11 protein-coding genes are annotated in these 12,148 nt (G+C 49.9%); 3 read left to right on the forward strand and 8 right to left on the reverse strand.

Features of this window, described 5'->3' with window-relative positions; genetic code table 11:
• Positions 1 to 20 precede the first annotated feature (20 nt).
• Positions 21 to 1,004 (forward strand): glycoside hydrolase family 43 protein, encoded by a 984-nt coding sequence (locus tag M1D70_RS23365; protein WP_009591027.1) that lies wholly within the window; start codon positions 21 to 23, stop codon positions 1,002 to 1,004.
• 101 nt (positions 1,005 to 1,105) lie between these two features.
• On the opposite strand, the gene M1D70_RS23370 is transcribed toward M1D70_RS23365, so the two are convergent.
• From M1D70_RS23370 to M1D70_RS23385, 4 genes are all read right to left on the reverse strand, one after another.
• Positions 1,106 to 1,744, reverse strand: a complete 639-nt coding sequence (locus M1D70_RS23370; RefSeq protein WP_456288095.1) for an SdpI family protein — start codon at positions 1,742 to 1,744, stop codon at positions 1,106 to 1,108.
• Entirely contained in the window at positions 1,728 to 2,012 is a 285-nt protein-coding gene (locus tag M1D70_RS23375; protein ID WP_009591002.1) for an autorepressor SdpR family transcription factor, read from the reverse strand. Before M1D70_RS23375 ends, M1D70_RS23370 begins: the two co-directional genes overlap by 17 nt.
• A gap of 227 nt (positions 2,013 to 2,239) precedes the next feature.
• Positions 2,240 to 2,749 (reverse strand): N-acetyltransferase family protein, encoded by a 510-nt coding sequence (locus M1D70_RS23380; protein ID WP_456288096.1) that lies wholly within the window; start codon positions 2,747 to 2,749, stop codon positions 2,240 to 2,242.
• 85 nt (positions 2,750 to 2,834) lie between these two features.
• The gene (locus M1D70_RS23385; RefSeq protein ID WP_456288097.1) at positions 2,835 to 3,416 is read right to left on the reverse strand and encodes a TetR/AcrR family transcriptional regulator; all 582 of its coding nucleotides are present in this window, start codon (positions 3,414 to 3,416) and stop codon (positions 2,835 to 2,837) included.
• Between the two features lie 385 nt (positions 3,417 to 3,801).
• Here M1D70_RS23385 and M1D70_RS23390 point away from each other — a divergent pair, with 385 nt between their 5' ends.
• Complete coding sequence (locus tag M1D70_RS23390; protein WP_456290489.1) at positions 3,802 to 4,968, forward strand: MFS transporter; 1,167 nt, start codon at positions 3,802 to 3,804, stop codon at positions 4,966 to 4,968.
• A gap of 197 nt (positions 4,969 to 5,165) precedes the next feature.
• Here the strand turns inward: M1D70_RS23390 and M1D70_RS23395 are convergent, their stop codons facing one another.
• From M1D70_RS23395 to M1D70_RS23410, 4 genes are all read right to left on the reverse strand, one after another.
• Positions 5,166 to 6,647: a stalk domain-containing protein gene (locus M1D70_RS23395; protein ID WP_456288098.1), complete on the reverse strand. Its 1,482-nt coding sequence runs from the start codon at positions 6,645 to 6,647 to the stop codon at positions 5,166 to 5,168.
• 123 nt (positions 6,648 to 6,770) lie between these two features.
• Complete coding sequence (locus M1D70_RS23400) at positions 6,771 to 8,072, reverse strand: DUF1963 domain-containing protein (RefSeq protein WP_456288099.1); 1,302 nt, start codon at positions 8,070 to 8,072, stop codon at positions 6,771 to 6,773.
• Between the two features lie 732 nt (positions 8,073 to 8,804).
• Entirely contained in the window at positions 8,805 to 9,659 is an 855-nt protein-coding gene (locus M1D70_RS23405) for an NAD-dependent epimerase/dehydratase family protein (protein WP_456288100.1), read from the reverse strand.
• Between the two features lie 343 nt (positions 9,660 to 10,002).
• A complete protein-coding gene (locus M1D70_RS23410) occupies positions 10,003 to 10,185 on the reverse strand; it encodes a GapA-binding peptide SR1P (protein ID WP_009591018.1) in 183 nt (60 codons plus the stop codon).
• Positions 10,186 to 11,033: 848 nt separating this feature from the next.
• Between M1D70_RS23410 and M1D70_RS23415 the strand changes: the two genes are divergently transcribed.
• On the forward strand, positions 11,034 to 11,681 hold the full coding sequence (locus tag M1D70_RS23415; protein ID WP_456288101.1) for a transcriptional regulator: 648 nt from the start codon (positions 11,034 to 11,036) through the stop codon (positions 11,679 to 11,681).
• Positions 11,682 to 12,148: the final 467 nt, after the last annotated feature.

A 12,148-nucleotide genomic window follows, 5' to 3' on the forward strand; every position in this document is an offset into this window, starting at 1 on the left:
TGATTCAAGGAGGAAATGTGATGACCAAGCCCGTACAGCCTAACGAACCGATCGTAACCCATATCTATACCGCAGACCCTTCCGCCCACGTATTCGAGGGCAAAATTTATATTTATCCATCCCATGACCTGGATCACGAGAACACGTCCAATGATAACGGCGACCAATATGACATGGAGGACTACCACGTTCTCTCGATGGAGGATGTGAATGCTCCATGCGTGGACCATGGCGAAGCCCTTCATGTGAAGGATGTACCATGGGCGAAGAAGCAAATGTGGGCACCGGATGCTGCCTTCAAGAACGACACTTACTATTTATATTTCCCTGCCAGGGATCATGACGATATTTTCCGTCTTGGCGTAGCTACAAGCTCTTCGCCTTCCGGTCCATTCAAGCCGGAGCCCCATTACATTCCGGGCAGCTACAGCATCGACCCTGCCGTATTCGTGGACGACGATAACCGGGCTTATATTTACTTCGGCGGTCTCTGGGGCGGACAGCTGGAACAATGGCAGACCGGTTCGCACATTCCGGATGCGGAGGGACCTGCGGCAGATGCGCCTGCCATCGGACCGCGGGTCGCTGAGCTGAGCGACGACATGCTTACTTTTAAAGAGGCGCCCCGGGAAATTTCCATCGTTGATGAGAAGGGCAGCCCGATCGTTGCAGGGGATGAGGAGCGAAGATATTTTGAAGGTCCTTGGGTCCATAAATACAAAGGCATCTACTATCTATCGTACTCCACCGGATCAACGCACAAAATCGTCTATGCCACGAGTGAAAGTCCGACGGGCCCCTTTGAGTTCAAGGGCACGGTTCTGACACCCGTTATCGGCTGGACGACCCATCACTCCATCGTTCAATTCCAGGATAAATGGTATCTCTTCTACCATGACAGCTCCCTGTCCGGCGGTGCAGACAACAAACGCAGCGTCAAATTCACCGAGCTGACCTACAACGAGGACGGCACCATCCAGACGATTGACCCGTACGGCAAATAAGCCGTCGCAAGCGCTATCCCGTAAAATAAACAAGCTGACCCACATTATGGAGTCAGCTTGTTGCCGTTCGCGATATTGTTCATGCGTTGCAGCCCTGTCCGTTACACGCCCTTTTTAAACAAAGAAAAAGAGTAAATCGCCGGAGCCGCCGCGATCAGAATAATGATAGGGACGATGGCGATGGCAAGGTTCACCTTCAGAAACGCCGTCAGGATCATGAACGCTCCGCCTGCCATCCACAGGTACCCGGCAAAACGATGCGTTTTATTCCAATTATCCTGGCTGTTCAGCGTCCAAGGCAGCTTGATGCCCACCGTATAGTTCTGTTTACTCTTCGGCAAATAATTGCCGGTGATCACGAGCAGCATGCCCACTAGAGCCGGTGCAATCGTCTGGATCGGCAGCTCGGCCCCCATAGCCTTGAACAGCGTGATTGGCATGAGAATGAGAGACAGTGCGGGGATGAGCCATAGACCCATTGTTCTTAAAACCGGGGCAGCGTTCATTTTCTTAGGATCGTTGTTAAGCCCCACATTGACAATGACGTTAATAACCGCCGTAATCAACGGAAGCACAAACGCCGCAACCGCCTTAGGCACATAATTATCCGGGTTGCCCGCCGCGTCCCAGTGAACCGCCACCTGATCAGGCAATTGATTGTACAGCGTCATCGATAAAATAATCGGCAGCAAGCATATCAGCGTTGTTATAACCAGCATCGAACTATTCTTTTTCCTCATCTTGTTTCCCCCCGTTAAATTGTGAAAACCACAGCATGATTTCTTCGAAGACGGATACGTTGATCTCATAGTAAATATAATTTTTATATTTTGTTTCAAATATCAGTCCGGCCTTCTTCAGCTGCGACAGATGATACGAGATGGTCGCCCCGGTCATATTGAAATGCTGACCGATCTCTCCGGCTGACATTTTGCCGCGTTTGAGCATAACCAGGATGTCCCGTCTCACCGGATCAGATAACGCCTTGAATGTTTCCGGAAACCCCAATGTGCATCACCCATATTTCTATTTAGAATTTCATCTAAATACATTATCGCTTATGCCTGCATCCAATTGCAATACCTATTTTGAAAAAATTCTAAATAGAATGCAAAATGGGCATCCCGACAAGCCCCATCGCCATGGACGTAATTATTGTTTGCCTATAAACAACAAAAGCCCGCCACGGACCCGCGTTACGCGCTGATCCATAGCAGGCTTGCTCCACGGCCTGTTTATCCAAGCACCTTCTCAAATACCGGAAAGCTTGCCGCTCTATCCGGGAAATTCACTTCTCCCCGCAGGTCATAACCTAAGCCTTGATACAGCTTAAGCGCAGCCGTATTCTTGGCATAGGTGTCCAGTCGTAGGCTTCGGTAACCCTGGCGCGCCCCATACACTTCGGAGAAAGCTACCAATGTTCGCGCGATGCCCTGCCCGTGTGCTTCCGGATCGACGGCAAGGCGATGCATCATAAGATGCGGTCCCTCGTCCTGCTTCCAGCTAATGGTTTGGTACTGTTCTGCCTGCGATTCGTCGAGAACAACGATCCCTAAAATGCGGCCTTCGCCTTCAGCCGCAAACAACGTTTCGCGCTGTAAATCCTCACCGATTACCTCCCGGTTCGGATATTGATCATCCCATTGATCGCTGCCTCCAGCCTGCATGACCGTTACGCAGCGTGCAATCAAAGCCATGATTTCCTGAAGGTCCTCTGTCCGTCCTGTCCGTATGTTCAAATTCATCGAAACACCTACTATTGTTTTTTTAGAACAGTTTACTATGGTTGGACGGCAGCAACAACTCGTAAGCATAACCCTCGAAAGCATCCTATTTAAGCAATGTAAGAGTCACCTCTATCGTATTGTTTACGAAAGAGCGCTCCGGACGGGATTTCAACATCACGGTCAGCCCAATCAAGGATACGATGAGCGCTTGCGATAAAGCTTTGGCGTCCGTGCCCTTCGCAAGCTCGCCCGATTGTATGCCCCGCTCAATGGTTTCCTGGAAGATGACCGCCAGGTACATCTGATGTTCCCTTGTCAGAATTTCAAATTTCTCATCATGAGGCGCAAGCTCGACCATCGTATTAATGCAAAAACATCCGCGGCTGCGGCTTTCGGCGTATTCCTCATCCACTACATTCTCAAAAAAGGCTCGAAACGCCTCCCTGACCGATCGATGATTTTGCAGCCTGGTTCGCACCTCGGAAGCATGCCCTCTCGTGTATTTGCGCAGCGCGGTTTCGAACAGTTCTTTTTTGTCTCCGAACGCAGCGTAAATACTGGGCCGCTGAATACCCATTCTGGAGGTCAAATCGGTTAATGAAGTAGCCTCATATCCCTTCTCCCAAAACAGCTGCATGGCGGCATCCAATACCTTCTCTTCATCAAATTCGCGGATTCGTCCCATCGTTAATTACCTCTCGTTACTTTAGATTTAAAGGAAGCTCGATGATCACAGGTGGTAAACAAATAGTTTTATTTCATTACCAATCAGTAAAATAATTTTAAGATCTACGGATGCTTTTGTCAAACACCGAACATCCGATTTTTACATTTATATCAACAACTCTAAGCATAATTTTAAATCATTTCAATAAACGTATTGACATGAATTGTCACTGTGGGATATATTTATCGATGATTTTAATATACCGATCAGTACACAAAAAAACGAAAGGATTGGATGCATGAAAATGGAGGGGATGTTGGATAAAAAAGCGGCCCGTAACGAAACGGGGGCTGTTACGTCACAGGGGGCGCCAAGTTCGTCTGAATGCGTTAATGCTGCTCCAATGACTCGTTACGTGACGCTATTGTTTGCGATTGCCTGCGGCATGTCGGTTGCTAACATCTACTTTGCACAGCCACTGCTCGATCAGCTGTCAAACGAGTTCAACATGGATTATTCCATCATCGGCATTGTAATTACTGTCACGCAGGTTTTCTATGCATTCGGACTGCTGCTGCTCGTGCCTCTGGGAGATTTACTGAACCAGCGCCGATTGATTATCGGTCAGATGACGATCTCCGCAGCAGCTCTGGTTATCGTTGGGACTGCTTCCTCTGGTGCGATGCTCTTCGCAGGCTTGGCTTTGGTGGGACTGCTTGCCGTTGTGACGCAGACCATCGTGGCATTCGCGGCAACTATGGCTGCCCCTGCTGAAAGAGGGCGTGTCGTCGGCATGGTAACCAGCGGAATTGTGATCGGGATCCTTCTTGCGCGAACCGTTTCCGGTATCCTGAAGGATCTTGCAGGATGGCGCTTCGTTTATTTGGTTTCGGCTGCGTTGATGCTGCTCATGGTTTACGCATTATATAAGGTGCTGCCAAATGCTGCGCACAAGGTAAAGACTCTTTCTTATGCTCAACTGCTTAAGTCGGTATGGATGTTGTTCCTGCAAGAACGGCTATTACGCATCCGCGCTGTGTTGGCTATGCTGATTTTTACGGCTTTCAGCATGTTGTGGACCCCATTGGTACTGCCTCTTAGCTCGCCGCCGCTATCCCTTTCGCACTCGGCTATCGGGGCGTTCGGCCTCGTGGGCGTCGTAGGGGCATTGGCTGCAGCAAAGGCCGGTAAGCTGGCCGATCGAGGTGATGGACAGCGAACGACGGGAATTGCATTGTTCCTGCTATTGCTGTCATGGCTGCCCATCGGCTACACGGAACGGTCCCTGTTCGCCTTGGTCATTGGCATTATTCTGTTGGACTTGGCGGTACAGGCCGTGCATGTCACGAATCAGAGCATGATTTTTGCATTGCGGCCGAAGGCGCGCAGTCGGATTGTTGGCGGCTACATGATGTTCTATTCCATCGGGAGTGCTGCCGGTTCCATTTCTTCAACCCATATTTACGCACACTTCGGCTGGCATGGGGTATGCGTGCTCGGGGCCTCCGTCAGCACTGTTGCTCTCATTTTTTGGGCTGTGACCAAAGGCGCTAAAGGTGCTGCCCACTGATAGTAATTCAAACTACTAAAGATCGCTTCCCTCGGAAACGGGGTGGCGATCTTTTAGAATATCCACGAACAGCGGCGAGCTTCCAGCCCATACGTCAATATAAAACTCTCTATTTATTGTTATGGATACAGTTCCTATGGATGCAGTTCCTCAAAATAACGAAAGACACGCCGTTTGGGCGTGCCTTCATCCTATTCTTATGGCGTTTTCCCCAGGATCACTTCGCCTGTCGTCTTATTCCAGGACATCGGAATGCCAAGCTTTGATGTGATCAACTCCAAGGGAAACATGGTCGAATTCGCCAGGAATGGAACACTTGCATCATCTCGCGTCACCTTCCCGTTCACCAATACAACGGCGGGATCACTGGATTTAATGGATACGGTATTTTCGCCATAAGAGAAAGACCATACCGGAAACCGCTGATTTCCGTGTTTCGGATCCGGATTGGACTGTCCGCGCTTCACTTTGATCCCCAGGGCTTCAAATACGCTAGTATACGGTACATACAGCTTGCCTTTCACCATGGCGGAAGAACCGTAGAAGCTAACCGTTTGTCCGTTTACCGTCCAAGATAAAGGAGGCTGTACCATGACCGGATTCCCATCGTTCTCGTTAGGCGAGCCGCTGCCTTGATATTTCTCTTCTCCCCAAGCCAGCACCTTGCCGTCCTGATTGGTTGCATAACCGGTATATCCCTTGCTTCCCCAAAGTGCCGTTATACCTGTCAGACCTTTCACTCGAAAAGGCTTTGCCGTCGGATCGTTGTAATTCCACTGCCAGACCGTGCCGTCGTTTTTAAGCATAAATAAACGGTTGGCCCCCGTCCTTATCTCTTGGATATCGTTTAATCCCTTCACCGCAGCAGGCGCTTGCTGCTTCGTATTCACATTCCACCGCAGCACCGTTCCGTTCTCATGCAGCAGAAACACGTCATACCAATGCGCGGCGATTCCGGTAATGGAGGAAGCAACCAGCGGTTTAACTTCGCGAAACTCGCGTTCCAGGCGGAACCGGTCGTAGAAGCTATTATATACCGTTAACATATCGACGCTGCCGTCTTTACCGAGAATCAGGGCCTCGTGTCCGGCGACCACTATTGTTTTTGCATTCGTGACTCCCTTGATAGGGAAATATTTTACCGTCATCTTTAAATGATCATTCGGATCAAACGTCGGACTCCATATCGTCGCAGACCCATCCTTATGCAATGCGACAGAACCATGGTTTGAAATGGACAAGCTGGCTACATCCTTAAGACCTTCCAGCTTGATCAGCCCTCCCCTTTTTTGGAAAGGTAACAACGGATCCTCGTTAATATAAGGCGAGTAATAATCGCCCCAGGCCCACACGTCCCCGTTCTTGTCCAAGGCAAATGAAGAATTGTCGCCTGCCGCCACCTGAACAATATCAGTCAGACCCGCGACTTGCTTGGGCACCCATTGATGAATGCTGGTCCCGTCACCTACTTGACCTGACTTGTTATAACCCCAGGCGGTCACGGAGCCGTCGCTCCATGCCGCAACACCATGTCCGCTGCCCCCGGCCACGCTTACCGGTATGGGGTGGGAATCTCCATTCGTTGTTTCCGCTGCTCCTGCAGAGCCCAGCACCGTACAATTAACTGCTAACAGGATCGTCACTAACATATAAGCTACCCTGCGATTGAATTTCTTCACGAATGAGGCCTCCATTCTCAATCTATAATGGTATATAATACCATATCAATAGATGGTAGGGAAAAAATAGTATACCCGCTGCTTTTAGCTGGAAGCCGTTATTCAAACATGGCTGGATTCAGCCTATGTTTGTTGGAATAAAGTTGCCGTGACCTTGCAGTCCGCGCACAGGAACATATAATAGATGCCTTCCCCGTACTCCTCGACCTGTTCCCAATCCAGCTGCCCGATGAATGTCATGCTTCGGGAACAGCAAGGGCAGGAAGGGTAGACGGCGTCCTGGATCCAAGCCGGGTAACCGCCGATTTGCGAGACCGCCGGCCCGAGCGCCCAATAGGCGGCATAATAGCTGCTGCGAGGGTTGTCCGCAAGCCGCAAGGATTGCCCCGCCGACGCAAAGCTTCGCTCACCCTCCTCGGAATCAGGCTCAGGCACATATTCCGGTTTAATATTAGTCTGGCTCCATTCGGATTTTCCGCGGAAATCTACATCCATATAGATCGTATCGTAACAACTGCAGATCACGCAGGTGGTCACTCGAAGCCTCTCTCCGGACAACCCCAGGAATCGAAGCTTCGGATGGCTGATGTCCAGATCCGCCAAAGTGGTCAGGCTGTTTCCGCACCATGGACAGGAAGTGGAATCCTCCTTCAAAAATTGTGCGGGCTCGGGTTCCGCTGCATAAGTGCTTTCTGATGGCACTATTTTCGCTATGGCGTAGCTGTCATGGTAGAATAGTCGGCGTTTGCTCCCATTCTCCGCAAGCTCCCAGCCCCCCTCATGCGCATAAGCTTCAGGCGGGACATACAGCTCCTTCGCCCAAGATGGAGGATCGAACCTCCATTCTTGAAATTGGTGCACGACCTGATCATCCCCGATCCAAGCCAAGGCCAACAGCAGATGGTTGCGGTTATCCTTGTCCTGTTTCACTTGTTGAAGCAGTTCGTCGCGGCTATGGGCAGATGCATCTTTGAACAAAATGCCGGGATAATAGATCCCCCGCTCCAGCAGTATCGGTATGCAGGTTTCAAGCGAGCGGTTCCGATAGCAGATCAAGGACACAAGAATCTCCTGGCAGGTGTCCTCATCACCCGATTCCAGCAGTTCAAGGGCTGCATTCAGCATGCGGTCGGCATCACCCGCAGATAAAGCGGAATATACCTCTTCTCTTTTCAGAGGATAGGGAATATATCGGATGAATGGATCCCGCTTCACCGGGGTATGCATGATCTTAAGGATCTCTACCGGGTCCGTTATCCCCTCGTACAAGTCGATATCTCTCCGGTGCTGTTCTATGTAACGCTGCCGTTCTGCGCGCTCCATCTCCTGCTTGCACGGCATGCAATAACCGCCGGTTTTGGCCGCGGTTGCCGGCAATATCGTTGCCGAACATCCTTCGCTTCGGCATGGCAGCCGTTCTGTCATGCGGTCCCCTCCTTATTCTAGTAAGTCTACTCAGTTGGAGCCTAGCTCCTATTCTATGGTAAGTCCACCTCAGCTGGAGACCGGCCCTATTCTATGGTAAGTCCACCTCAACTGGAGACCGGCCCCTATTCTATGGTAAGTCCACCTCAGCTGGAGACCGGTCCCTATTCTATGGTAAGTCCACCTCAACTGGAGACCGGCCCCTACTCTATGGTAAGTCCACCTCAGCTGGAGACCGGTCCCTATTCTATGGTAAGTCCACCTCAACTGGAAACCGGCCCCTACTCTATGGTAAGTCCACCTCAACTGGAGACCGGCCCCTACTCTATGGTAAGTCCACCTCAGTTGGAGACCGGCCTGTTTTCTCATGGCCATGAAATCCTCTATTAACTATAGCTTTCTTTTCATTCCCATATCAACAAGGAGCTCTCTTATCTTCTTGGGATCTATCACTACAAGAAAGAAGGCGAGATCCGTTAGCGTTTATGAATACGCATATTCGACGGAAACGCGTATTACTGAAAATATCGTTGCTTCATGATAGGCATATGGCCGACCAGCCATCCAAGCATGCCCCGAACCACGCATCGTGCGCACAGGGAGATGCGCACGATGTACACCCTGTTACATCAGGGAGTTGCTCACGCAGATAAATGAACGCGCGAATGGGGAATAGCATATTCCGAGCGTATAGACTCTTAAGGCTAGCCGGTCGGCGGACCGCTAGCTCTTTCACCTCAGCGATTGCGCTAGCCCGGTTCGCCAGGTGGGATGGAGCGGCTGCCAGCCATACTCCTTCCGAGCTTTGGCGTTGGATGCGCCGCGCTCGCCGCGCTTGCTCCCTGCTTGATAGGCTGGAGCTGGCGCTTGCAGCGCATCGGCATACACCGGCAGCCATGCCGTTCCCGCAGCAGGCTCATCGTCCACGATGTTGACCGGGCCTGACGGCCAGTTCAATGCCTGCAGAGCGGCATTTGCCGCATCCTCGACATGGAGAAAGGACTGAACGCCATCCGTTGCCGGCAGAGCTCGACTTCGTACTTTTTCCGCCATGATTCCGTTAGCGTCGTACCACGTGCCGGGACCGTAGAACATTCCATACCTTAGAATGACGTGGCTCGGCATTTGGGCAACGGCATGCTCCAGCGATACGATACCGTCTATCGTCGACTTGCGAGGTACAGGCGCATGGACATCCAGGGGGGCGTCTTCGGTGGCGGGATGCTCTCCCGGCTCGTACGCCCAAGCAATGCTCTGGGCAATCATTCGCTTAATGCCATGGATTTGGGCGGCTTCCACCAAATGACGCGTTCCCTCTATCCGAATTCTGGCATTATCCTCCAGATTCCATTGGCTTAACGAAGTAAGCTGATGGATAATGACATCCGGCCGGATCTCCCCGATTGCGGCGATCATTCCTTCGCGGTCAAAAGCATCCGCAACGATCCCTCTTGCTCCCCAGGATTCGATCAACCCTTTACCCTGATTATTCCGAGTCATGCCTGCAACCTCATGACCGGCTTGCACCAGCTTGGGAAGCAGCCGCTGGCCGATGACTCCCGTAGAGCCTGCAACAAATATGTTCATATAAACTGACAACCTCCTGCTCGTTAGATATAAAATGAATGGAACCCTTCGAGAGTGAAAGACATTAAGGGGTCCTGGTCCTGTCGGAAATTGGAATTGCAGTTCCATCTTAGCATGATGGATAAGCATCCTTAAGGGCCACTTTTCATCGGGAAGACCGTGCCAATTCATCCCCGACGCAGTTGATCAACACGGTTAACCCGGTATCAGCCAAAGCGAGTCAAGCGCACTACAAACTCTTTTTTGCCAAGTCGGGTGGATCCTCGCCGTATTCGCATAACGCAAAAACGCACCACATGAAAGTGGCGCGTTCACTTGAGAATAATAGCCGGTTCCTGTCCATTTACTCTTCTTCTGTTACATCCCGTATCGACGCATTCGTAGCGCTGCGCTGCTGCCGGCATTCCGGTTGATTGCATACGCCATAAAAGGTCGCGATTCGATTCGTATCCACCGTATCGATTAGAGCGTTGCAATGTCTGCATAGGATGACACCCATATTCACCTTTTTAACGGAATGGTTCATGCTTCACTCATCCTCTCTTGGTATCAGATTTGTGTTCAGAACTTCCCAGCTATGTTCTTGCTGCTTACCTACAGACCGAACCTCCATTTCCGCTACTTCTCTTTGGGATGGATCCACCTCCAATTAAGCATGTTAAATATGAATCGGTTGTAATTAATGTACACCATAAATATATAATGCACAATATATATTCAAAAAATAGTTATTTTCATTATATATGACGTCATATTAAACAAGTTTGGCGTTCCATGTCTCCTCAGTGTCCATCATGCCTTGTGGAGCGGAAATGTCGCAGTCATAGAGTTTTTAATCGCTTGTGCTGGTTGGGATACATCATGAAGCTTCTAAACCCGACAAGATCAGATCATCGGTGCCGAAAGATAATTGTCGTTCAGAGCCTAATTCGTAGAAATTCTAGTTGTCATTTGAGTTTTAAATTGCTAGTGCCGATTAGGAAAATGCACCTTCTTTCTTATACCAATGAGCTCGTACAGAGATACCGAAAGACACACGTCCATCTGATATCCGCAAGGCGCTTATTGATCGCAATAAAAAAGCCCCATGATTTAGGCAGCCATTGCATCGGCTTCGCATCAGGGACATTTTTTCATGGTCGATATAGACTGATGTAATTACGATCCGAATATCGGTATCCATTCAATCATGAGAACAATACCTATTGCTAATCCTGCAAAACACAAGTTATACTAGCCAACATAAGGACGTGAAGAACACGCCGCTTCTATGCAAAGTGCCCCAATGAAGGATTGGGGTTGCATTGTATGGGGCGGCTTTTTTATGTTCTAGCAAAATCGCATTCCGTTTTATACTGAGGAGGGTAATTGATCATGTCACGGTTTGATCAACTGTATGAGCTATGGATACACACGAATATACTGAATGAAAAGAATCCCCGCAGGCTCGAAATCCTTAATAAAGGCATAGGCCACGGCACCGTCGAGTTTCTGCGTTCCGTATGGTTTCCGGCGATCGGTCATTTCAATGACTTGCATCCGGAATGGGAAGTACGCGATTTCAGCAATGGTTATCGTTATTTGGACCTCGCCTATATGCCTGGTGATGCTAGAGGAGGCATCGAAATACAAGGATACGGACCGCATGCCCGCGATCTGGACGTCAGAAGGTTTAAGGATTTATGTCGCCGCCACTGTTTATTGGCACTGGATGGCTGGACATTCCTTCCCATAGCCTATCCCTCCATCGTCGAAGAGCCAAAACAGTGCCAGCAGCTCATCCTATCCTTTGTCGGCAGATTCGTTGCAACCGATGTACCTGCGTCATTAAGCTGGCTGGAGGCAGAAGCTGTGCGATTTGCCCGGCGACTTCTGCGCCCTATAACCCCTTTGGAGCTTGCCGCCCATCTTAGGATAAGCGACCGGCATACCCGACGAATATTGCACAAACTGGTCGAGCTCCGGATTCTGGACATCGCAAGCGGAGAACAACGAGCCCGTACCTACAAACTGCGCTTGTAAATGGTAGTAATGATGGGGGCACACAACAGTTCTTGGAAGAAGAAGGGAGACATGCGTTCTTCCAAGTGAGAATATGAAAACAGCAAGGAGGGAGCTTGTGAACTGGGTACCCGGCGATATTGCAGATATCCAAGAGAGAATATTAGTAACACTAAGTGGACATCAGATCCGTTATTTCGAAAAAAACAGCCACTTTATTCGAACTTCCGGACACAGGATCCGCTATTTACTCTAAATACCTCGATTATCAGCCATATTCTAAGTAATAGCGGATCTGATGTCCTCATATAACCCAAACCTCGCCATCTAAGACGAAATAACGGAACCTCAGTCCTCTTAAGGTTGCAACAGTCACAAACACGAGCCCGTACCTACAAACTCTGCCTCTAATGACATTCATGACGGGAGCATACTACAGTCTTGCAGTTCTTACAGTTACAGTCTTACTTCCTTATAGATATTGCAGA

It is taken from the genome of Paenibacillus sp. AK002, from assembly GCF_053903045.1.